The following is a 20,921-nucleotide window of genomic DNA, read 5'->3' on the forward strand; positions in this document are numbered from 1 at the left end:
GGGCCCCGCATTCCTTTTTCTGATTTTTCGAGACCATCATGCTGCTGATTCCTGCCATCGACCTGAAAGACGGCCAATGCGTGCGCCTGCAACAGGGCGACATGAACCGCGTCACCACCTTCAATACCGATCCGGTGGCGCAGGCCGTCCACTGGCTGGAGCAGGGCGCACGGCGCCTGCATTTGGTGGACCTGAACGGCGCCTTTGCCGGCAAGCCCAAGAACCTGGGCGTGGTGAAGGAAATCCTGCAGGAGCTCGGGGATGAAATCCCGGTGCAGCTGGGCGGCGGCATCCGCGATCTGGACACCATCGAGCAGTACATCGACGCCGGCCTGCGCTATGTCATCATCGGCACTGCCGCGGTGAAAAACCCCGGCTTCCTGGCCGACGCCTGCAGCGCTTTCGGCGGCCACATCATCGTGGGCCTGGATGCCAAGGACGGCAAGGTAGCCACCGATGGCTGGAGCAAGCTGACCGGCCACGAAGTGACCGATCTGGCGAAGAAGTACGAAGACCTGGGCGTGGACAGCATCATCTATACCGATATCGGCCGCGACGGCATGCTGAGCGGCGTGAACATCGAGGCCACGGTGCGCCTGGCGCAGGCCAGCACGATTCCGGTGATTGCCTCGGGCGGCCTGAGCAATATGGACGACATCGAGAAGCTGTGCGCGGTCGAGGACGAAGGCGTGGTGGGCGTGATTGCCGGCCGTGCCATCTACAGCGGCGATCTGGATTTTGCCGCTGCGCAGGATCGCGCCGACGAGCTCAACGGTACGGACGAGTAAGCGGCAGCCGTGTCCAACATTTCCCTGTTGCCGGCGGATCTGCCGGTGGTGACCTTGCAGGCACGCTCGGGCGAACGTGCCGTGGTGGCGCTGTTCGGCGCGCAGGTGCTGTCGTGGACATTGGCCGAGGGCAAGGAATTACTCTATCTCAGCCCGAAGGCGGTGCTGGATCGCAGCGCGGCCATCCGCGGCGGCATTCCGGTGTGCTGGCCGCAGTTCAACCGGCGCGGGCCGCTGGTCAAGCACGGCTTTGCGCGCGTGGTGCCCTGGCGGGTGCTGGAGCAGTCGGATGCGTCCGTCACCCTGCGCCTGACGCGTGCCGATGTGCCGGAGGCACTGTTGCAGGACGCGCAAGGCATCATGGCCTGGCCGCATGACTTCGAGGCCGACCTGACGGTACGCCTGCTGTCGGCGCGGCTGGATGTGCAACTGCAGGTGCGCAACACCGGGGCGCAGGCGTTTGCCTTCACCACGGCGCTGCACAGCTATCTGGGCGTGGATGACGTGGCCGCGCTGGCGATCAGCGGGGCGGACGGCCAGCGTTATTGGGATGCCGTAACGGGCGCCGATCCCGAGTATCCGGTACAGCAGGGCGACATCGTATTTGCCGGCGAGGTGGACCGTGTCTATCCGGCTTTGCCGCGCGCCACGCTGCAACAAGCCTCGCACTGGCTGCGTGTGTCGCAGCCGGCCAGCATGGCGCAAACCGTGGTGTGGAATCCGGGTGCCGCCTTGTGCGCAAGCTTGCCGGACCTGCCGGCTGACGGCTATCGCCGGTTTGTCTGTGTCGAAGCAGCACAGATCGATACGGCGGTGACGCTGGAACCGGAACAAGCCTGGCAGGGCGGGCAGACCTTGCAGGTTGCCTGATTGTCCGGCTATTGGCCAGACAAGCAGGGGCGTCCTGAGCGGAAAAACTGTCTGGGCATGGCAGCAGAACGGGGTCTCGCCGTTAGGGGCTGTTTGCGGCCGCTTTGTCCGGGTTCCTGCGTGGGTTGGGGAAGTTGCTTCACAATGACCGAAACTCTGATCCGATGACAGCTTCCTCTCCTTCGATTTCCTTCTGGCGCCTGGGCTGGCGCACGCTCTGGCGCGATGTGCGCGCGGGTGAGTTGCGCATGCTGGTGCTGGCCGTGCTGCTGGCGGTGGCAGCGCTGACGGCGGTTGGTTTCTTTGCCGACCGGCTGAACAATGCCTTGCTGCGCGATGCGGCGCAGATGCTCGGTGGCGATGTGGTGGTGAGCAGCGACCAGCCGACTCCGGCCGCCTTTGTCGAGCGTGCCAGAACGCTGGGCCTGACCGCCATCCAGACGCAGACCTTCCCGACCATGGCGCGTACCGCGCCGGAAAAGGGCGAGGCCGGGCGGCTGGTCATGCTCAAGGCGGTGAGTGCCGGATATCCCTTGCGCGGGACGTTGGGGGTGATGCAGCCAGCATCTGCCGCAAGCGCCGGCAGCAAGACACGTGAAGGCCCCACAGGGACAGAAGGACCTGCCGGCACAGCTGCTACCGTCCCGGCAAGTTCTGCCAAGCCAGACCCAGTCGCTGGTCCAAGGGGCGTGTCGCCATCGTTGCAGGAACAGGCGGTTACGCACGGCCCCGGGCATGGAGAGATCTGGCCCGAGCCGGCCGTGCTGGATACGCTCGGCCTGCAGATCGGCGATGACTTGCTGCTCGGCGAAAGCCGCCTGCGCATCAGCGGAGTGCTGACGCGCGAGCCTGACCGGGGCAACAACTTCGTCAACTTCGCGCCCCGCGCCATGATGGCGCTGGAAGACCTGCCCGCCACGCAACTGGTGCAACCTGCCAGCCGCGTGAACTACCGGCTGGCACTGGTCGGACCGGCCAATGCCGTGCGCAGCTACACCGCCTGGGCGCAGGCAGAGCTGAAGCGCCCGGATGTGCATGGCATCCGGGTGGAGGCGCTGGAGGGCAACAACCCGCAGATGCAGCAGACGCTGGGTCGCGCCGGCAATTTCCTGAACCTGGTGGCCCTGCTGGCTGCATTGCTGAGTGCCGTTGCCGTGGCACTGGCGGCGCGCGGCTTTGCGGCGCGTCATCTGGATGATTGCGCCATGCTGCGCGTGCTCGGCCTGCCGCAGCGCAAGATCGCGCTCGCCTACACCTTCGAATTTGCCCTGTTGGGCTTACTGGGCAGTGCGCTGGGCCTGTTGCTCGGTTATCTGGTGCATTACGCCTTCGTCTGGCTGCTGGCTGGTTTGGTGAAGACCGATTTGCCGCCGCCCGGCGCGGCGCCGTTCGGGCTGGGGCTGGGCGTGGGCATGACGCTGTTGCTGGCATTCGGCCTGCCACCCGTGCTGCAACTGGCCGGCACGCCGCCGCTGCGGGTGATCCGGCGCGAACTCGGGCAGCTCAAGGCCGCGCCGGCATCCGCGGTGCTGCTGGGGGTTGCGGGTTTCGCCGCCTTGCTGCTGGCCACCAGCCAGGATCTCAAGCTGGGTCTGATTGCCGTAGGAGGCTTTGCCGGCGCCGTGCTGCTGTTCATGCTGCTGGGCTGGCTGGCCGTGCTGCTGATGCGTGGGTGGCTCCGCAGCGGACCGCGTCTGCCGCACTGGCTGTCTCTGGCCTGGCGCCAGCTGACCGCGCGGCCGGTGTTTGCCATGGTGCAGGTCAGCAGCCTGGCCGTGGGCCTGCTGGCCTTGCTGCTGCTCCTGCTGCTGCGCACGGATCTGGTGGAGGACTGGAAGCGCGCCACGCCTGTGGATGCGCCGGACCGTTTCGTCATCAACATCATGCCGGACCAGGCCGAGGCCTTCCGCGCCGAACTGCAGCAGGCCGGCGTGCGCCAGTACGACTGGTACCCGATGGTGCGCGGACGGCTGGTGGCCATCAATGGTCGCGCAATCGCGCCCGAGCAGTTTCAGGAAGACCGTGCACGCCGGCTTGTGGACCGTGAATTCAACCTGAGCTTCAGCGCGCAACGGCCGGCGCACAACCCGGTGGTGGCCGGCAACTGGCGCGACGGCGACGCCCAGGGCCTGAGCATGGAGCAGGGCATCATGGAAACGCTGGGCCTGAAACTGGGCGACCGCCTGCTGTTCGACATGGGCGGCGTACAGCGCGAGAACACCATCACATCGGTGCGCAAGGTCGACTGGACCTCGATGCACGTCAACTTCTTCGCCATGTATCCCGTTGCCTCACTGGGAGACGAAGTGGCCACCACCTGGATCACGGCCTACCGAACACCGCCGCCGCTTGCTGGTCAGCCCAGCCTGGACAACCGCCTGCTGCAGACTTTCCCCAACATCACCCAGATCGACATGACGGCCACCATCCGCCAAGTGCAGGGCGTGCTCGAACAGGTGATCCGCGCGGTGGAACTGCTGTTCGGCTTTGGCCTGGCAGCGGGTGTCGTGGTGCTGTTTGCCACCGTCAGTGCCACGCGCGAGGAGCGGGCGCGCGAACTGGCCATCATGCGTGCACTCGGGGCGGGCAACCGGTTGCTGGGCCGCATGCTGACGGCCGAACTGGCGGGAACGGGTGCCCTGGCCGGCCTGCTGGCGGCCCTGGTGGCGCTGGCGCTGGGCTGGGCGCTGGCGCGCTATGTGTTTGAATTCGACTGGTCACTGGCCTGGTGGGTGCTGCCTGCCGGGACACTGGCTGGATCGCTGCTGTCGTGGCTGGCCGGACGCTGGAGCCTGCACGGCCTGCTGCGCCGCCCGGTGGTGGCCACGCTGCGGGCAGCGACGACGGAATGAATTGCCTGATGGATTGCCATGTCTGATACCGATACCCCGAACGCAACGCGCAACGCGCACCCCGAAACCGTATTCGAGTGGATCGGCGGCGAGCCGGTGCTGCAGCAACTGGTGGACCGCTTCTACGACTTGATGGAACTGGAGCCGGCCTATACCGAGTTGCGCGCAGCCCATGGCCCCAGCCTGGATCGTGCCCGCCAGCACCTGTTCTGGTTCCTGTGCGGCTGGAGCGGCGGGCCGGACTACTTCGTCGAGCGCTTCGGCCATCCGCGCCTGCGGGCGCGCCATCTGCCATTTTCCATCGGCGAGACGGAGCGCGACCAGTGGGTCGCCTGCATGGACCAGGCCATGGGCGATGTGGGCATCGATCCCGAATTGCACCAGCGGCTGAACCAGAGTTTTTTCCAGACGGCCGACTGGATGCGCAACCGGCACGGCTGAAAGCGTAGTCGCAGGAGGCGGGCGCCAGCGTGCCGCCATGGTATTGAGCGGCCGTCGCCCATCAGGAATAGCTCAGCCGCCCGCTCCACTATGCTGCGGCGCCAGCAGCACGATCAGCGCTCCTGCACCACCCTCGGAGGGCTTGGCCTGCACAAAAGCCAGCACCTCCTTCTTCTGGATCAGCCAACCGTACATCTTGTGCTTGATCACCGAAGTCTTGCCCGGTGAGCCCAGTCCCTTGCCGGTGATGATGCGCACGCAGCGCACATCGTGGCGCTGGCATTCGCGGATGAAGGCGCCCAGCGTATCGCGCGCACCGTCACGGCGCAGCCCGTGCAGGTCGAGCTGGGCCTGGATGCTCCATTGGCCCTGGCGCAGCTTGCGCACCACGTCCGGGCCCACCCCGGGGCGGCGGTAGCTCAGGGTTTCGTCGGTTTCAAGCAGGGTCGTGATATCGAAGGCATCGCTCAGCGCCTCCTGCAGCACGGCCTGGTGATCACGCTCGCGCTGCACCGGGCGCGGCGCCACGGGCTCCCCGCGCAGGGCCACGCGGCCGTGGTGGTTGCCGGACAGCGGCTGAACCTTGCCCACGGCATGTACGAACAGCCGCTGCTCGGCCTGGAGGCGCTGGCGTTCTTCCTGCTCGGCACGCAGGCGTGCGGCTGCCTCGGCCCGCTGCTGGTCGAGCGTGGCCTTGAGGTGCTTGAGGTCGCTCAGGGAATTGGCAATCTGTTTCATCGTTGCAATCAGTCATCCAGGCTGGCGCTCCAGCGATCGCCCCAGGGGCCTTGCGCATTGGCGTCGCGCGTCTGCTGCAGCTGGCGGCGGTCGCGCTTGGTGGGTCGTCCCTGCATGATGCTGTGCGCAGGCTCCGGCGCCAGCCGGCGCTGCTCGGCCAGGGCGCTGCGCAGGGCCAGGCTTTCTTCCGTTTCCTGATACAGCTTTTGTGCTTCCGGCGCCGGGCCGCGGCGGCTGGAGAGGGCGCATACCTGCACGCTGCGGGTGGCGTAGCCCTGGCGCAGGCTGATGCAGTCGCCCACCTTCACGTCGCGTGCCGGCTTGCATTCCTGGTCGTTCACACGCACCCGTCCCTTGTGGATTTCATCCACGGCCAGGGCGCGTGTCTTGTAGAAGCGCGCGGCCCAGAGCCATTTGTCGATGCGCATGCGGTCGCTGGAAGAAGTATCTGTCATTCTTTTTCAATATGCTGCAAGCGATGATCCTACTGTACGGTGCGGATTTGCACATGGCATGCCCGAACGCCGTATGTTGCGTAAACTCTGCAATAGTCCTGTCGCGTAGGTCACACCAAAACAGGAAATTTCAAGATCCCGGCCACTACAGCACAGGCATTACACCGTTTTCCCGTAATATCCCTGATTTGCTGCAGCGCACAAAATGCGTTTGGTAGCTTACGGAAACCCAGAACCGCGCATGTCCCGTCCAGAAAAATCCCCCTCTGCCCGCTCTTCCGCCCGAGCCGCTTTGCCAAGGCGCAAGAAGGTCAATCTCGCCCTGCAGGGCGGCGGCGCGCATGGTGCATTTACCTGGGGCGTGCTGGATGCCCTGCTGGAAGATGGCCGCCTGGAATTCGAGGGCATCAGCGGGGCGAGTTCCGGCTCGGTCAACGCCGTGGCCCTGGTGGACGGGCTGATCCGCTGCGATGTCGAGGGCATGGATTGCCACGAGGCTGCGCGCAGCAAGCTGCGCAACATCTGGAAGGGCGTGATGGCCGCCGGCAGCCTGACGGCGCTGAACGACAACCTGGCCAGCATGGTGCCGTTCCTCTCGATGCTGCCCAACCCCGGCAGCATCCTGGCCAACGCCTTCCAGCAGTGGTCGTCTCCCTACAACTTCAACCCGCTGGACCTGAACCCGCTGCGCGAACTGTTGCGCCGCGAGGTGGATTTCGATGCGCTGGCAAGCATGCGCAAGCACCACCTGTTCCTGTCGGCCACGCACATCAGCTCGGGCAAGGCGGAAGTGTTCACGGGCAAGGAGATCAGCCTGCAGGCGGTAATGGCATCCTCCTGCCTGCCCCAGGCGTTCCAGGCCGTGGAGCTCAACGGCCACCACTACTGGGACGGCGGCTTTGTCGCCAATCCGCCGCTCACGCCGCTGATTTCCAACTGCGAATCGGCCGATATCCTGCTGGTGCAGATCGCCCCGCTCGAACGCACGGGCGTGCCGACCAGCCAGACGGAGATCACCGATCGCATCAACGAAATCACCTTCAACGCCAACCTGCTGTCGCAGATGCACACCATCGGCTTCGTCAACCGCCTGATCGACGAAGGCAAGCTGCAGGAACCGGAGTTCAAGCGTGTGCTGATGCACCGCATCGATGGCGGCGAAATGCTGTCGGGGCTGGACAGCTACAGCAAGATTTCTACCGACACCACGCTGCTCAACCGCCTGTTCGAGCACGGCCGTGCGCAGGCCCAGGCCTGGCTCAAGAAAGCCTATCCGCTGGTTGGCAGGAAGAGCAGCATCAATATCGACCGGGATTATTCCGACGACATGGTGATGCACGACTGAGCCGGCCGGCTCAGTAGTCGTGATCCGGCATCACCTCCTGCAGGATGGTGGTGGCGATTTCCTCGATCGACTTGGTGGTGGTGGAGAGCCAGCGCACGCCGGCGCGGCGCATCATGGACTCGGCCTCGGCCACCTCGTAGCGGCAATTTTCCAGGCTGGCGTAGCGCGAGCCGGGGCGGCGCTCGTTGCGGATCTCGCTCAGGCGATCGGGCTGGATGGTAAGGCCGAACAGCTTGGCCTTGAAGGGCAGCAGCGAGGGGGGCAGCTGGCGGCGTTCGAAATCTTCCGGAATCAGCGGATAGTTGGACACCTTCAGGCCGTATTGCAGGGCCAGGTACAGCGAGGTGGGCGTCTTGCCGCTGCGGCTGACCCCGATCAGGATCACATCCGATTCTTCCAGGCCCTTGTTCATCTGCCCGTCGTCGTGCATCAGGCTGAAGTTGATGGCTTCCATGCGGTCGCGGTAGGCCTGGCTCTTGGCCACGTCGGAGAAGCGGCCCACGCGGTGGTGCGATTTGATGCCGAGCTCGCGCTCCAGCGGGTTGACGAAAGTGGCGAACATGTCCATCACTACGGCGTGCGTGTCGGCGTTGATGACGTGCACCACGTCCATGTTGACCAGCGTGGTGAAGACGATGGGCCGCACCCCCTCGTTCTGGGCCACGGTGTTGATCTGCTCGACCACCTTGCGCGCCTTCTCCAGGCTGTCGATGAACGGCAGGCGCACGTAGCGCACCGGAATGTCGAATTGCGCCATGATCGACTTGCCGAAGGTTTCGGCGGTAATGCCGGTGCCGTCGGAGACGAAGAATACGGTGCGGAGGTGGCGGGTGTTGGGCATGCGTCGATCCTGCAAGGTGTTTTGCTGCGAGTGTAACGCGGCGGCGCGGCCCTTTCGGACGGGCTCAGTTCAGGTATTTTGGGCGTTCCAGCGCGTGCAGCGAATCGGTCTGGCTGGCCGGTGCAGGCTCGGCGCTGGCGGTGGCGGCCCGAATGTCCCAGCCCGAGGCCTGGATGGCATCGTCCAGCAGCTTCATGCTGGCATGCAGCGTGGTTTCGTCCATGTCCCACTTGAGCCGGCGCGCCTGGCTATCGGGGGTGGCCGGTTTATCCACCAGTTCGATGGCGAAGCGGGCCTTCTGGGGCTGGCTGTAGAGATTGACGGTATGCACCAGCAGGGTGTTGTCGAGGGAGCTCCCGGCCTCGGCATAGGGGCGCGAAAAATCGGCCTTTTCGTTGGCCGCACTGCTGCGCAGGTCGCTCAGCAACTGGCGCGTGTTGCCGTCGGCAAGCGCCACGCTTGAAGCTGCGGTGCCCTGGGTGGCCTGCACCTTGGCCACGAAATCGGCCACGCTGTTGCGCAGCAGTGGCCACAGCTTGAGCAGGAGCCGGCGCGTGAGCCACGCGGTTTGTTCGCCGCCTTCACGCAGACTGATGCGCAGCAGGATGCGGTCATCAAGCGGACGGTACTGGAGGCTGATCTGATGGACATGCATGGGCCTATTTTGGCAGGGCTGTGGAGTTTGCGCATCAGGGCTTGCATCCAGTAGTCGCCAGCCCTTGAAAGCCCCCGATTGGAACGTATATACGTGGGCAATGAAGGAGGATTTTCCTGATGCGACTTGACAAACTCACCACCAAATTCCAGGAAGCCCTGGGAGACGCCCAGAGCATTGCCCTGGGCAAGGACCACGCCTATATCGAACCCGCCCACGTGCTGCTGGCCATGCTGCGCCAGGAGGACGGCCCGCGCTCGCTGCTGCAGCGGGCCGGCGTCAACGTGCAGGGGTTGGCCACTGCCGTCGAGGGCGCGGTCAACCGCCTGCCGCAGGTGCAGGGCCAGGAGCAGGTGCAGCCCGGCCCCGATCTGGGCAAGCTGCTGCAGGCTACCGAGAAGGAAGCCATCAAGCGCAATGACCAGTTCATTGCCAGCGAGCTGTTCCTGCTCGCCGTGGCCGATTCCAAGGGCAACATTGGCGACATCGCCCGCCAGAACGGGCTGACGCGCAAGAGCCTCGAAGCGGCAATCGACGCCGTGCGCGGCGGCCAGAGCGTGGACAGCGCCGATGCCGAAGGCCAGCGCGAGGCGCTGAAGAAATACACGCTCGACCTGACCGAGCGCGCGCGCCTGGGCAAGCTCGATCCGGTGATCGGCCGTGACGACGAAATCCGCCGCACCATCCAGGTGCTGCAGCGCCGCACCAAGAACAACCCGGTGCTGATCGGCGAACCGGGCGTGGGCAAAACCGCCATCGTCGAAGGCCTGGCCCAGCGCATCGTCTCTGGCGAAGTGCCGGATACCCTGCGCAACAAGCGCGTGCTTTCGCTCGACATGGCGGCGCTGCTGGCGGGCGCCAAGTACCGCGGCGATTTCGAGGAACGCCTCAAGACCGTGTTGAACGAGCTGGCCAAGGACGAAGGCCAGACCATTCTGTTCATCGACGAGCTGCACACCATGGTCGGCGCCGGCAAGGCCGAAGGCGCCATGGATGCCGGCAACATGCTCAAGCCTGCGCTGGCTCGGGGCGAACTGCACTGCGTCGGCGCCACCACGCTGGATGAATACCGCAAGTACATCGAAAAGGATGCCGCGCTGGAACGCCGCTTCCAGAAAGTGCTGGTGGGCGAACCGACCGTCGAGGCGACCATCGCCATCCTGCGCGGCCTGCAGGAAAAGTACGAGGTGCACCATGGAGTGGAAATCACCGACCCGGCCATCGTGGCCGCGGCCGAACTGAGCCACCGCTACATCACCGACCGCTTCCTGCCCGACAAGGCGATCGACTTGATCGACGAGGCAGCGGCCAAGATCAAGCTCGAGATCGACTCCAAGCCGGAGGCGATGGACAAGCTCGACCGTCGCCTGATCCAGCTCAAGATCGAGCGCGAGGCGCTGAACAAGGAAAAGGACGAAGCCTCGCAGAAGCGCCTGGAAATCATCGAGGATGAAATCCGGAGCCTGCAGAAGGAATACGCCGATCTGGAAGAGATCTGGAAATCCGAAAAAGCCGCCGCGCAGGGCAGCCAGCAGGTGCGCGAGGAGCTGGACAAGCTCAAGTTCCAGATCGAGGAATTCACCCGCAAGGGCGATTTCAACAAGGTGGCCGAGCTGCAGTACGGCAAGCTGCCGGAGCTGGAACGCCGCCTGAAGGAAGCGCAGGACAAGGAAACCGCTGCCGACGGCCACGGCAAGGGCAACCAGCTGCTGCGCACCCAGGTGGGCGCCGAAGAAATTGCCGAGGTGGTCAGCCGGGCCACCGGCATTCCGGTGGCCAAGATGATGCAGGGCGAGCGCGAGAAGCTGCTGATGATGGAAGCCAAGCTGCACGAGCGCGTGGTGGGCCAGGACGAGGCCATCAGCGCCGTGGCCAACGCCATCCGCCGCTCGCGCTCCGGCCTGAGCGATCCGAACCGGCCGGCCGGCTCCTTCCTGTTCCTCGGCCCCACGGGCGTGGGCAAGACCGAGCTGACCAAGGCGCTGGCGGGTTTCCTGTTCGACAGCGACGAGCACATGGTGCGCATCGACATGAGCGAGTTCATGGAGAAGCACTCCGTGGCCCGCCTGATCGGTGCGCCTCCGGGCTACGTGGGCTACGAGGAGGGCGGCTACCTGACCGAAGCCGTGCGCCGCAAGCCCTACAGCGTGATCCTGCTGGACGAGGTGGAGAAGGCCCATCCGGATGTGTTCAACGTGCTGCTGCAGGTGCTGGATGATGGCCGCCTGACCGATGGCCAGGGCCGCACCGTGGACTTCAAGAACACCGTGATCGTCATGACCAGCAACATCGGCTCGCCCATCATCCAGGCGATGGTCGGCAGCCCGCAGGACGAGATCAAGGATGCGGTGTTCGATGAACTGAAGGCGAACTTCCGTCCCGAATTCCTCAACCGGATCGACGAGATCGTGGTGTTCCACGGCTTGAGCGCGGCGCATATTGCCGATATTGCGAAGATCCAGCTCAAGGTGCTGCAGCAGCGCCTGCACAAGATGGATCTCGAGCTGGATGTGTCGCCGGCGGCGCTGGAAGAGCTGGCCAAGGTCGGTTTCGATCCGGTGTTTGGCGCACGTCCGCTCAAGCGGGCCATCCAGCAGCGCATCGAGAACCCGCTGTCCAAGGCGCTGCTCGAGGGCAAGTTCCCGCCCAAGAGCACGATCCAGGTCAGCGTGGATCCGGTCAACGCGCCGGGCGAGTTCCGCTTCGAGGCGGCGTGATGCCGCACCGCCACTGAACGTGGCAAGACAGGGCTGGAATGGCGAGGGCTGTTCCAGCCTTTTTCGTATGCTGAGCACTGCACGTTTGCATTTTGTTGCAAACAGGCGCGGGCGCCGACGGAACCTGCCCGCCCTGCGGCAATCCATCAGGGTACAACAACCAAGGAGCCACAGCATGACTATCCGCCTTCGTACCACCCTGATCGCTGCCGGCATGACTGCCATGCTGGCTGCTTGCGCGCAGACCGGCCAGACCGCCTCCACTCCCGCAGCGCCTGCTGCCGCGCAGCCGCAAGCCGGTGCTCCGGGCACGATGGGTGCGCCAGGGGCACGCATGGCCCGCATGCCGCGCATGACGCCCGAGCAGCGCGAGGCCTGGTTCCAGCAGCGCTTCGTGCGCGAAGCCCAGTTGCTCAAGATCACGCCGGCCCAGCGTCCGTACTGGGATGCCTATGTGACTGCGCACCTGCAGATGCGCGCGAGCAAGCCCATGATGAGCGGCAACCGTGCCGACTGGATGCAGAAGATGCAGGCCATGACGCCCGATCAGCGCATGCAACACCAGGCCGACCAGATGAAGGCGCGTGCCGCCGGCATGGAAAAGGCCGCAGCCGCCACGCGCAACCTGCGCAATGTGCTCACGGCCGAGCAGCGCGCCAGCTTCGACCAGATGCACACCATGGGGGCCTGGAGGCAGGGCGGCATGCAGAAGCAGCCAGGCCAGCGCATGATGCGCCCGATGATGCAGCAGCCGGTGCAGTAAACCCGCCGCGTGCCCGCACCGGGTGCGGGCAACAAAAAGCCGACTCCGCGGAGTCGGCTTTCTCGTATCTGGGGCAGTGCGACCGCAACGGTCGCACCCACCGGTCAGGACAGGTGCTTGCCGATCAGGCCTGCCATTTCGAACATGGTGACCTGCTTCTTGCCGAACACCTTGGCCAGCTTGTCGTCGGCGTTGATGTTGCGCTTGTTCTGCTCGTCCTGCAGCTTGTTGGCCTTGATGTATTCCCACAGCTTCTTGATCACCTCGGTGCGCGGCAGCGGCTTGGTGCCCACCACGGCACCCAGTTCTGCGCTGGGGTTCAGCGGCTTCATGAAGGCGGCATTGGGTTCACGTTTCTTGGGGGCAGCGGCCTTGGCGGCAGCGGGTTTCTTTGCAGTAGCCATGGTAGTGTGGTCTCTCGCAGTGGAAAAAAGATGGAATGAGCAGTCAGGCAAGGACTGCATGCCAGCAATCCTAATGGAGATTACGCCGATTTCACAATCTCCGAGAGCGAGTTTGTGAAAATTTGCGCGCCATTCGATAGAGGGTTTACCCCTGATTGCGGGGTTTCGGCGGTTCAGGGCCTGTGCAGGAAGATGCAAGGCCAGTTCCGGCTGCCATCTGCTTCGGTATCATGCCACGCATATTGACCGGGAGACCTTTCATGACCCAAGCCACTTTTGCCACCTGCGACTTCTGCGACCCCCACCGCGACGGCGTTCCGCCCGGCTTTGCCGTGCTGCCGCCGGTGTTCCGCAACTATGCCTCCAGCGCACCGTTCTCGGGCCAGGTCGTGACCGTGCAGTGCTTCGAGGACAACACCACCGTCAAGTCCGTGCTCGAGACCGAAGGCAAGGGCCGCGTGCTGGTGGTGGCCGGTGCCGGCTCGTTGCGCACCGCGCTGGTCGGCGGCAACATCGGCAAGCTGGTCGAGAAGAACGGCTGGGCCGGCGTGGTGGTCGATGGCTGCGTGCGCGACGTGCGCGAGCTGGCTCCGCTGCAGGTCGGCATCCGCGCGCTGGCCTCCATGCCGATGCCGCCCATGAAGCGCCAAGAGGGGCTGGTGGATGTGCCCGTGCATGTGCAGGGCGTGGTTGTGCGCCCGGGCGACTGGCTGTATGCGGACGATGACGGCATCGTGGTGAGCGACAAGCCCTTGTGCTGACGGTTTTGCCGCTTTGCCGGGCCGCATGGCTGCGACCTGAGGCGGCGTTTTCGGAAAGGCCTTTGCGGGCCGTGTATCTCTCAGCTTGATACGGGCGGCAAGGCCTGGGTGCGGCCGGGCAGGGTCGCCATCAGCACCCCCAGCAGGGCGATGCCCAGTGCCAGGCCCTGCATGGCATTGAGGGTTTCGCCCAGCGCCAGCACGCCGGTCAGGGCGGTGCCCACTGGCAGCATCACGGTGAACACGCCCGCCTGCGAAGCGGGAATCACCTTGAGGCCGGTCATCCACAGCCACACGCTGCCCATGCAGGCTGCCAGTGCGTAGAACAGCAACAGCAGCCAGATCGATGGCGGCACGGCGCCAAAGTCGAACTGCCAGGCAGCGTACAGGCCCAGCGGCGTGGACAGAGCCAGACCCCACAGATTGATCAGCGCCGTGATGCGCCGCGGCGAGAGGCTGGCCGTGAGCAGCTTGCCGATGATGGAATAGCTGGCCTCGCACACCACGGCGGCGAACAGCAGCACATAGCCGAGCCAGGACGATTGGGCTGAAGCATTGGCCGCGCCATTCCCGCGCGCCAGCGCCAGCAGCGCCACACCCCCCACCGCGCACAGGATGGACAGCAGGATGCGCAGCGTCATCCGCTCGCGCAGGATCAGCCAGCCCAGCACGGCCACGACGGCCGGAATCGAGGCCATGATCACGCTGGCAGCCACCGCCGTGGTCAGCCGCATGCCGGCGATCATGCACAGCGTGAACAGGAAGTTGCCAAAGAAGGACTCCAGGAACAGCAGCCAGCGGGTGCGCGGTGTCATCGGAGGTTCGCCAGCAGGTTTGCGCAGCCAGTGCAGCATGGCGCCGCCGCCAATGCCGAAGCGCAGCCAGGCCAGCAGCATCACCGGAAACACCAACGCCAGCGGCTTGGTGAGCGCGACGTAGCTGCCCACCAGCAGCATGCTGGCAGCCAGACAGAGCAGGGCAAGGGAGCGGGGCAGGGCTTGCATGAACGGGAAGTGCGGAGGTGGCGGACTTGTGCGCAAGTCGTCATTATCTTCAACTGGCCGCTTTCAAGGCGATGGCCTGCACAGCAGGTGCCCGCGCGCAGCGCGGTTCCCAAAGAGGCGGCCAGCGCCACGCATTGTCGTTGGGCTGTCATGCCGTGCTGGCATGCTGGGAAGGAAAAACGCCTTGTTTTGCACCGTCGGCGGCAGGGGCGGGGCGGTGCGAAAGAGCCTGATTTTTCTATTTCTGGAAACTCGTTTTGCATTGTGGAAATTCGACTGAAAGAGGGTGTCCATATTTTTCCATAACACACTTCATTTTTCCGTATTGCAAAAATCATTGTGTAAGCTGTTGATTTGTATGGAGCAAATTAACTCTTATATAAGACATAAGATAGATGACAAGGCTTCCAAAGGACTTATGATAGAGGCCATGCCAGCGAGAGAAATGACTGGCGCCAAGAGTGCCCCAGGCACCACTGCAAAGAGACAAGGCGAGGCCCACGGGCCGAGTCGCAGCCCGGTAGATTGATTCGCTTTAGATACTTTTTCTTTTCTTGGAGAGCACCATGACCCAACTGACCCGCGAACAACAAATCGCCGCCCTGGAAAAAGACTGGGCCGAAAACCCCCGCTGGAAGCTCGTGAAGCGCGGCTACAGCGCTGCTGACGTCGTGCGCCTGCGCGGCAGCCTGCAGCCCGAGTACACCCTGGCCAAGCGCGGCGCAGAAAAGCTGTGGGAAAAGGTCAACGGCGGTGCCAAGAAGGGCTACGTGAACGCCTTCGGCGCCATCACTGCTGGCCAGGCCATGCAGCAGGCCAAGGCCGGTCTGGAAGCCGTGTACCTGTCTGGCTGGCAAGTCGCCGCTGACGGCAACACGTCCGAGACGATGTACCCCGACCAGTCCCTGTACGCCTACGATTCCGTGCCCACCATGGTGCGCCGCATCAACAACACCTTCAAGCGTGCTGACGAGATCCAGTGGAGCCGCGGCGTGAACCCCGGTGACGAAGGCTTCGTGGACTACTTCCTGCCGATCGTGGCCGACGCAGAAGCCGGTTTCGGCGGCGTGCTGAACGCCTTCGAACTGATGAAGAACATGATTGCCGCTGGCGCTGCCGGCGTGCACTTCGAAGACCAGCTGGCTGCCGTGAAGAAGTGCGGCCACATGGGCGGCAAGGTGCTGGTTCCCACCCAGGAAGCCATCGAGAAGCTGATCTCTGCCCGTTTCGCTGCCGACGTGATGGGCGTGCCCACCATCGTGCTGGCCCGTACCGATGCTGAAGCTGCCAACCTGCTGACCAGCGACTACGACGCCAATGACAAGCCGTTCCTGACCGGCGAGCGCACGCAAGAAGGTTTCTACCGCGTGAAGAACGGTCTGGAGCAGGCCATCAGCCGCGGTGTTGCCTACGCTCCGTACGCTGACCTGGTGTGGTGCGAAACCGGTACGCCGGACCTGGGCTTTGCCCGCGAATTCGCGCAGGCCGTGCACGCTGCCTGCCCGGGCAAGCTGCTGAGCTACAACTGCTCTCCTTCCTTCAACTGGAAGAAGAACCTGGACGACAAGACGATTGCCGCGTTCCAGGACGAGCTGTCCGCTCTGGGCTACAAGTACCAGTTCATCACGCTGGCCGGTATCCACATCAACTGGTACAACACTTTCCAGTTTGCCCACGCTTACGCCCGCGGCGAAGGCATGAAGCACTACACCGAAATGGTGCAGGAGCCGGAATTCAAGGCACGCGAGCAGGGCTACACCTTCGTGTCGCACCAGCAGGAAGTGGGCGCTGGCTACTTCGACGACGTGACGACCGTGATCCAGGGTGGTTCTTCCAGCGTGAAGGCTCTGACCGGTTCTACCGAAGAAGAACAGTTCCACTAAGCCCTACAGAGGCAGCTCCGCGCCGGCAACGGTGCGGGGGCTGTGCTGATAAGAGGCACAAGGAGACAGAGGCCACGGCGAAAGCCGTGGCTTTTTTGTGGGCGCTTATTGCAGGATATCGAGAGGACTGGAGACGCCGCGTCCTCCCTTGTTCAGGACGTGGGTGTAAATCATGGTCGTTGCCACGTCCGCATGGCCCAGCAGTTCCTGCACGGTGCGAATGTCGTAACCGGCCTGCAGCAGGTGTGTGGCAAAACTGTGCCGCAGCGTGTGGGGCGTAGCGGGCTTGGCAAAGCCGGCGGCCTGCACGGCGCGCTTGAACGCCCGCTGCAGTTGTTTTTCATCCAGATGATGCCGCCGCACGACTCCGCTGCGCGGATCGGTGGAATAGCTGGCCGCCACAAAGATGTATTGCCATCCCCACTGAGTGGAGGCGCCGGGATATTTGATGGCCAGTGCGTGCGGCAAATGCACGTCTGCCTTGCCGGCACCCAGGTCATCCTGATACAGCGCGCGCCGCCATGTGAGGTGCTGTTGCAGCGCGGCGGCCAGCTTCTGCGGCAGCATGGTGACCCGGTCCTTGCCGCCCTTGCCATCGCGGACAAGAATTTCCAGACGATCGAAATCCACATCCTTGACGCGCAGGCGGATGCATTCCATCAGGCGCATGCCGGTGCCGTATAGCAGTTGGGCCAGCAGCAGGGGCACGCCTTGCATGCGTGACAGCACGGCTTGCACTTCGGCTTGCGTCAGAACGACGGGAAGCCGGGCGGGACGCTTGGCACGCACCATTTCATTCATCCATGGCAGCTTGCTATTGAGCACCTCGCGATAGAGAAAGAGCAGGGCGGAGAGTGCCTGATTCTGCGTGGAAGCGGCAACGTTGCCCTCGACGGCGAGGTGGGTGAGAAAGGCTTCTACTTCGGATGCGCCCATGTCACGCGGGTGGCGCTTGCGGTGAAACAGTATGAAGCGGCGGATCCACTGGACATACTGCGACTCGGTGCGTATGCTGTAGTGCTTAAGTCGCAGCCTTTCGCGTACCTGGTCTAGTAGCTTTGGGGGCTTTGGCTTGGCTTCTGTGCTATATACTGTCTGCGGGGTCATATCTGGGGCTATGTTGTTGATCTATGATCAGGTTGTAGTGCTATATGACTAATATATACCGGTTTTATAGAAGTATGCACCGGTGGAGGTGCATACTGAACGTTAGGTTTCTTATGCCCATTGCAATCGCCTCGATTCTCACGCTTGTAACCGCAGTGGCTTACTCATTGGCGGTGTACTGCCTTCAGCATGAAAAGCTTTGGGATTGGTTCAATACGCTCGTAGGCTCCAGTGTTTCATTTTTCTTAGCTGTTCTTGGCGGAATCTTCCTGCTAAGACTTCAAACAAGTGCAGCCGAAGCAACTGAGCGAAAGGCTCTGCTTTCGCTCTTAACGGCCGAGTTGTCCGACCTGCTTCGGATTCTCGGTGACTCATCACGTATGGATATAAAGCTCCAAAGTGGGGCGTCGCGTTCTGTCCTAATTGCGTTCGTTCAGCCGTTAGCAACAGAGAAAGCGGCTCTCAGTGGTCTTCTCACTCAGATTGAAAGCGAGAACCTTCTCCATCTCGCTCGCAAACTGCGAATGCTCAATTTCAAGTCAGAGCATTTAATGGGGCTCATTCAATCACGTGCCGACGAACAATTTCTAATCCATGCAATCGACAACATTGAACAGACCCGTATTGCCACTGTTGAAGGTGTGCGTCACGTCGCGAAACAACTTAGGCTCACCCTGAATGAAAGCTACCCCGACTGATCGCCAAAACCTAACATGGCGGTCAACCCGGACCTGCGCAAAAAGCCGCGCAGGCCGGTTACCTCTACGTTAGGCCACACCAGGAAGGCACTTGCGTGAAGTTTGAAATTGGTGATGCGACGGACAGTGCGCTTACGACAACCATTGCACATGAATTTATTCTGTGCAAAGACAGCTTTGAGCGCTTTACCCACTTCGCTGGCCTGAACATCATGGGCCAACGAGACAAGCTTACAAAAATTCGGTCGCATGACGCATATACAAGCTTCTTGCACCACCTGTACGAATTTTATGTAGGCTGTATTAAGCGAGATGTGCACAACCTCAAGGACCTCGACTATCGTCTCCTTGATCGCATCTTCAACGCCGAGGTTCGAAAGCAACTTAGCAACAGAATTCACGCCATTGAAAATGGCTACGCGCCATCATGGGAAAACCACGTATCGGTTTATCAAGTTGACGTGCCAGAAGATTTCGGCACCCAATTCCGTCGCATTAGAAATCGAACAGCCCATGTCAGCATCAAAAGAGCCAGGCCAAACACAGAGATGTCCACCGCAGCGTTCTATGAGCAGTACCACAAGTTTGTCTATCTTCTCTACTATGCAGCACAGTGGTGGTCAACCAAAGACATCGAGGCACAAGACTGGAAGTCCATTGAAGAGTTCGATCTTTCGGTTCAAGCAACTGATGCAAAGTCAGCCTGAGTTAAAAATGCAAAGCCCGAGTAGCTCAATGCCGTTTGCATCTGCCCCCAGCCTAACTGGTCGTTCAACGCGGACGCCAATACAGGCCATGCCTTCGGCATTCTCATGGCCTGTATTGGTACCCTCCGCACTTCGTGCTCCGGCGCCGGTTAACTAGGGCGTTAGATAACACAGAAAGTGAATCGTGACTCTTACAAAAAGCAAGCTGATTGCTGGTTTCGTTGGCTGGCTTGCCGTCAGCTTTGTTGCTGCTTCTATCGGTAGCTCGGCATCAATTCGAGCTGGCTCGTTCTATTCGCAAAAGCTTGTTCGTCCCGAGTGGGCGCCGCCACCTGATCTTTTCGGCCCCGTTTGGACCATCCTCTACGCACTTATGGGCATTGCGGCATGGCTGGTCTGGCGTTCCGGAGGGTTCCGTGCTGCCCGTGCAGCGCTCGCTCTCTTTCTGGTGCAACTTGCGGTCAATGCGCTGTGGAGCTGGCTATTCTTCGGCTGGCACCAAGGCGCCTTAGCTTTCGCAGACATTGTTTTTCTTTGGGTGCTTATCGTTGGCACGCTGATTGCATTCTGGCGTATCAGTGCGTTGGCCGGTGCGTTGCTCATCCCATACCTGCTATGGGTTAGCTTTGCCACCGCGCTAAATTATTCTGTGTGGCAACTCAATCCGCAAATTCTGGGTTAGCGGGGTGTGTTGCCTAACAATTCGTTCAAGCCGACGCCGCTTCGCGGCGCGGCTTAACTCAGGTGTTAGGCATCAAGGAGGTTTTGTGCCAATTATCGAAGATGACATCAAAGTCGCGATGGTATCATTCCTTAAAGATCAAGGCTTCACATCGGTTAAGGTGCAGCTCGGTACGAGGCAGGGGTACGATGTGGAGGGGGCGAATCCCGTGACGGGAAGAACCTTGGTAATTGAATGCAAAGGAGAAGCCAAAACTGGTAGTCAGCATAGTCGCTCATGGCCCAATGTTGCATCAGCCATATTGACCTCTCTAAATGAGCTCGAAGACCCACTGAGCTCGAATGAAGTGGCAATGGCTTTTCCCGATACGAATGAGTATAGGGAGCGCATGAGGTTGCTCCAGCCATTCTGCAAGCGGCAGGGTATTGACGTTTATTGGGTTTCTGAAAATAAGTCGGTGCGTAAATGGTAGTAGTGCCGCCTAACCTTGCGGTCAAGGTCGCTCCCTTCGGTCGCTGGACGCGCCGCACGCGGCGCGCCCCTTACCTTTAACGTTAGGCGCGGAGTGAAGTAATGAGCATCTTTGAGGCAGATGTCGTTCGCATCTCCGACCCCCTATCGGCGCATACACGTTCTGTCCGCAAGACTTTACTTATCACCAGCACGGTATCCCTTGCGGTCGGACTGACTGGGCTTATCCCCACAAAGATCGCCGCGCTGGGCATTGAGTTCTCGCAAGTCGACCGTAATTCAATGGTTCTTTTGCTCTGTGGCATTGTTGGTTTCATGTTGCTCTCCTTCATTGTCACTGCAGCAGCTGACTTCACGGCGTGGAGGATTTCTTATGCTTCTAAGGCTTGGGATGAAGAGTCAAGTGGGTACGAAGCTGCACGCCGCTCCTTTCTGGAAGAGCGCACCTTAACTCCAGAGGAAAAGGAGGAGCTTTCCATGTGGGAGACAAGCCAAGGCAACATGTGGCGCAATGCTGGTCACGTTGATAGATATATGTTCGTTCAACGCATTGTTGGTGTCGTCTCTTGGTCTCGACTCTCTATCGAGTTCATTGCCCCACTGGCTATTGCTATCTCAGCATTAGTAGCGTTGGCCCGGATTTGGCAATGAGATCCGCGCCTAACAATTCATTCAAGCCGACGCCGCTTCGCGGCGCGGCTTAATTCAGGCGTTAGCCCTCATTTTTCTACCTCGCGAG

The 20,921-nt window shown here is 62.1% G+C and carries 20 protein-coding genes; 13 read left to right on the forward strand and 7 right to left on the reverse strand.

The genetic code is table 11. The features are described from left to right. The first annotated feature begins 38 nt into the window (after window positions 1-38). The 4 genes from hisA to ACX36O_RS04825 all read left to right on the forward strand — a co-directional run bounded on the left by hisA (window position 39) and on the right by ACX36O_RS04825 (window position 4,951). Entirely contained in the window at window positions 39-788 is a 750-nt protein-coding gene (gene hisA / locus ACX36O_RS04810; RefSeq protein ID WP_213360152.1) for a 1-(5-phosphoribosyl)-5-[(5-phosphoribosylamino)methylideneamino]imidazole-4-carboxamide isomerase, read from the forward strand. Between the two features lie 9 nt (window positions 789-797). Beyond that, window positions 798-1,658 carry a D-hexose-6-phosphate mutarotase gene (locus tag ACX36O_RS04815; RefSeq protein ID WP_371686959.1) on the forward strand — a complete coding sequence of 287 codons (861 nt, stop codon included), beginning with the start codon at window positions 798-800 and terminating at the stop codon, window positions 1,656-1,658. A 164-nt stretch (window positions 1,659-1,822) separates the two neighbouring features. Continuing rightward, the gene (locus ACX36O_RS04820; RefSeq protein ID WP_488360124.1) at window positions 1,823-4,510 is read left to right on the forward strand and encodes an ABC transporter permease; all 2,688 of its coding nucleotides are present in this window, start codon (window positions 1,823-1,825) and stop codon (window positions 4,508-4,510) included. Window positions 4,511-4,528: 18 nt separating this feature from the next. Continuing rightward, window positions 4,529-4,951, forward strand: a complete 423-nt coding sequence (locus tag ACX36O_RS04825) for a group II truncated hemoglobin (protein WP_213360157.1) — start codon at window positions 4,529-4,531, stop codon at window positions 4,949-4,951. A 72-nt stretch (window positions 4,952-5,023) separates the two neighbouring features. Here the strand turns inward: ACX36O_RS04825 and ACX36O_RS04830 are convergent, their stop codons facing one another. After that, window positions 5,024-5,689, reverse strand: coding sequence for a Smr/MutS family protein (locus ACX36O_RS04830; RefSeq protein ID WP_213360159.1), 666 nt, complete (start codon window positions 5,687-5,689; stop codon window positions 5,024-5,026). 8 nt (window positions 5,690-5,697) lie between these two features. Further along, window positions 5,698-6,144, reverse strand: a complete 447-nt coding sequence (locus ACX36O_RS04835) for an RNA-binding S4 domain-containing protein (RefSeq protein ID WP_213360161.1) — start codon at window positions 6,142-6,144, stop codon at window positions 5,698-5,700. Between the two features lie 241 nt (window positions 6,145-6,385). On the opposite strand from ACX36O_RS04835, the gene ACX36O_RS04840 reads away from it, so the two are divergent. Continuing rightward, the gene (locus ACX36O_RS04840; RefSeq protein ID WP_488360125.1) at window positions 6,386-7,489 is read left to right on the forward strand and encodes a patatin-like phospholipase family protein; all 1,104 of its coding nucleotides are present in this window, start codon (window positions 6,386-6,388) and stop codon (window positions 7,487-7,489) included. Window positions 7,490-7,499: 10 nt separating this feature from the next. On the opposite strand, the gene ppsR is transcribed toward ACX36O_RS04840, so the two are convergent. Both ppsR and ACX36O_RS04850 read right to left on the reverse strand, forming a co-directional pair. Then, window positions 7,500-8,330, reverse strand: coding sequence for a posphoenolpyruvate synthetase regulatory kinase/phosphorylase PpsR (gene ppsR, locus ACX36O_RS04845; protein ID WP_488360126.1), 831 nt, complete (start codon window positions 8,328-8,330; stop codon window positions 7,500-7,502). A 64-nt stretch (window positions 8,331-8,394) separates the two neighbouring features. Continuing rightward, a complete protein-coding gene (locus tag ACX36O_RS04850) occupies window positions 8,395-8,985 on the reverse strand; it encodes a hypothetical protein (RefSeq protein WP_371686964.1) in 591 nt (196 codons plus the stop codon). 119 nt (window positions 8,986-9,104) lie between these two features. Here ACX36O_RS04850 and clpB point away from each other — a divergent pair, with 119 nt between their 5' ends. Together clpB and ACX36O_RS04860 are read left to right on the forward strand one after the other, a co-directional pair. Beyond that, window positions 9,105-11,702 carry an ATP-dependent chaperone ClpB gene (gene clpB, locus ACX36O_RS04855; RefSeq protein WP_488360127.1) on the forward strand — a complete coding sequence of 866 codons (2,598 nt, stop codon included), beginning with the start codon at window positions 9,105-9,107 and terminating at the stop codon, window positions 11,700-11,702. 175 nt (window positions 11,703-11,877) lie between these two features. Beyond that, a complete protein-coding gene (locus ACX36O_RS04860; protein ID WP_371686966.1) occupies window positions 11,878-12,465 on the forward strand; it encodes a Spy/CpxP family protein refolding chaperone in 588 nt (195 codons plus the stop codon). Between the two features lie 104 nt (window positions 12,466-12,569). Here ACX36O_RS04860 and ACX36O_RS04865 read toward each other — a convergent pair whose 3' ends face one another. Next, window positions 12,570-12,869 (reverse strand): SWIB/MDM2 domain-containing protein, encoded by a 300-nt coding sequence (locus ACX36O_RS04865; protein ID WP_371686967.1) that lies wholly within the window; start codon window positions 12,867-12,869, stop codon window positions 12,570-12,572. A gap of 260 nt (window positions 12,870-13,129) precedes the next feature. Between ACX36O_RS04865 and rraA the strand changes: the two genes are divergently transcribed. Further along, window positions 13,130-13,630: a ribonuclease E activity regulator RraA gene (rraA, locus tag ACX36O_RS04870; protein WP_323030867.1), complete on the forward strand. Its 501-nt coding sequence runs from the start codon at window positions 13,130-13,132 to the stop codon at window positions 13,628-13,630. Window positions 13,631-13,710: 80 nt separating this feature from the next. Here the strand turns inward: rraA and ACX36O_RS04875 are convergent, their stop codons facing one another. After that, complete coding sequence (locus ACX36O_RS04875) at window positions 13,711-14,634, reverse strand: DMT family transporter (RefSeq protein WP_323030868.1); 924 nt, start codon at window positions 14,632-14,634, stop codon at window positions 13,711-13,713. A gap of 566 nt (window positions 14,635-15,200) precedes the next feature. On the opposite strand from ACX36O_RS04875, the gene aceA reads away from it, so the two are divergent. Next, a complete protein-coding gene (gene aceA, locus ACX36O_RS04880) occupies window positions 15,201-16,517 on the forward strand; it encodes an isocitrate lyase (RefSeq protein ID WP_091817939.1) in 1,317 nt (438 codons plus the stop codon). Window positions 16,518-16,622: 105 nt separating this feature from the next. Here aceA and ACX36O_RS04885 read toward each other — a convergent pair whose 3' ends face one another. Beyond that, complete coding sequence (locus ACX36O_RS04885) at window positions 16,623-17,624, reverse strand: integron integrase (RefSeq protein ID WP_488360128.1); 1,002 nt, start codon at window positions 17,622-17,624, stop codon at window positions 16,623-16,625. Window positions 17,625-17,737: 113 nt separating this feature from the next. On the opposite strand from ACX36O_RS04885, the gene ACX36O_RS04890 reads away from it, so the two are divergent. From ACX36O_RS04890 to ACX36O_RS04905, 4 genes are all read left to right on the forward strand, one after another. Then, window positions 17,738-18,322 carry a hypothetical protein gene (locus ACX36O_RS04890; protein WP_488360129.1) on the forward strand — a complete coding sequence of 195 codons (585 nt, stop codon included), beginning with the start codon at window positions 17,738-17,740 and terminating at the stop codon, window positions 18,320-18,322. A 95-nt stretch (window positions 18,323-18,417) separates the two neighbouring features. After that, on the forward strand, window positions 18,418-19,029 hold the full coding sequence (locus ACX36O_RS04895) for a hypothetical protein (RefSeq protein ID WP_488360130.1): 612 nt from the start codon (window positions 18,418-18,420) through the stop codon (window positions 19,027-19,029). 184 nt (window positions 19,030-19,213) lie between these two features. Beyond that, entirely contained in the window at window positions 19,214-19,711 is a 498-nt protein-coding gene (locus ACX36O_RS04900) for a TspO/MBR family protein (RefSeq protein WP_488360131.1), read from the forward strand. A gap of 573 nt (window positions 19,712-20,284) precedes the next feature. Next, window positions 20,285-20,833, forward strand: a complete 549-nt coding sequence (locus ACX36O_RS04905; RefSeq protein ID WP_488360132.1) for a hypothetical protein — start codon at window positions 20,285-20,287, stop codon at window positions 20,831-20,833. Window positions 20,834-20,921: the final 88 nt, after the last annotated feature.

It is taken from the genome of Brachymonas sp. KE5, from assembly GCF_057773645.1.

Excerpts from the sequence above, each read along its gene's own strand:
- hisA (WP_213360152.1), top strand. The coding sequence starts at position 39 with ATGCTGCTGATTCCTGCCATCGACCTGAAAGACGGCCAATGCGTGCGC.
- ACX36O_RS04820 (WP_488360124.1), top strand. The coding sequence starts at position 1,823 with ATGACAGCTTCCTCTCCTTCGATTTCCTTCTGGCGCCTGGGCTGGCGC.
- ACX36O_RS04825 (WP_213360157.1), top strand. The coding sequence starts at position 4,529 with ATGTCTGATACCGATACCCCGAACGCAACGCGCAACGCGCACCCCGAA.
- ACX36O_RS04830 (WP_213360159.1), bottom strand. The coding sequence starts at position 5,689 with ATGAAACAGATTGCCAATTCCCTGAGCGACCTCAAGCACCTCAAGGCC.
- ACX36O_RS04835 (WP_213360161.1), bottom strand. The coding sequence starts at position 6,144 with ATGACAGATACTTCTTCCAGCGACCGCATGCGCATCGACAAATGGCTC.
- ACX36O_RS04840 (WP_488360125.1), top strand. The coding sequence starts at position 6,386 with ATGTCCCGTCCAGAAAAATCCCCCTCTGCCCGCTCTTCCGCCCGAGCC.
- ppsR (WP_488360126.1), bottom strand. The coding sequence starts at position 8,330 with ATGCCCAACACCCGCCACCTCCGCACCGTATTCTTCGTCTCCGACGGC.
- ACX36O_RS04850 (WP_371686964.1), bottom strand. The coding sequence starts at position 8,985 with ATGCATGTCCATCAGATCAGCCTCCAGTACCGTCCGCTTGATGACCGC.
- clpB (WP_488360127.1), top strand. The coding sequence starts at position 9,105 with ATGCGACTTGACAAACTCACCACCAAATTCCAGGAAGCCCTGGGAGAC.
- ACX36O_RS04860 (WP_371686966.1), top strand. The coding sequence starts at position 11,878 with ATGACTATCCGCCTTCGTACCACCCTGATCGCTGCCGGCATGACTGCC.
- ACX36O_RS04865 (WP_371686967.1), bottom strand. The coding sequence starts at position 12,869 with ATGGCTACTGCAAAGAAACCCGCTGCCGCCAAGGCCGCTGCCCCCAAG.
- rraA (WP_323030867.1), top strand. The coding sequence starts at position 13,130 with ATGACCCAAGCCACTTTTGCCACCTGCGACTTCTGCGACCCCCACCGC.
- ACX36O_RS04875 (WP_323030868.1), bottom strand. The coding sequence starts at position 14,634 with ATGCAAGCCCTGCCCCGCTCCCTTGCCCTGCTCTGTCTGGCTGCCAGC.
- aceA (WP_091817939.1), top strand. The coding sequence starts at position 15,201 with ATGACCCAACTGACCCGCGAACAACAAATCGCCGCCCTGGAAAAAGAC.
- ACX36O_RS04885 (WP_488360128.1), bottom strand. The coding sequence starts at position 17,624 with ATGACCCCGCAGACAGTATATAGCACAGAAGCCAAGCCAAAGCCCCCA.
- ACX36O_RS04890 (WP_488360129.1), top strand. The coding sequence starts at position 17,738 with ATGCCCATTGCAATCGCCTCGATTCTCACGCTTGTAACCGCAGTGGCT.
- ACX36O_RS04905 (WP_488360132.1), top strand. The coding sequence starts at position 20,285 with ATGAGCATCTTTGAGGCAGATGTCGTTCGCATCTCCGACCCCCTATCG.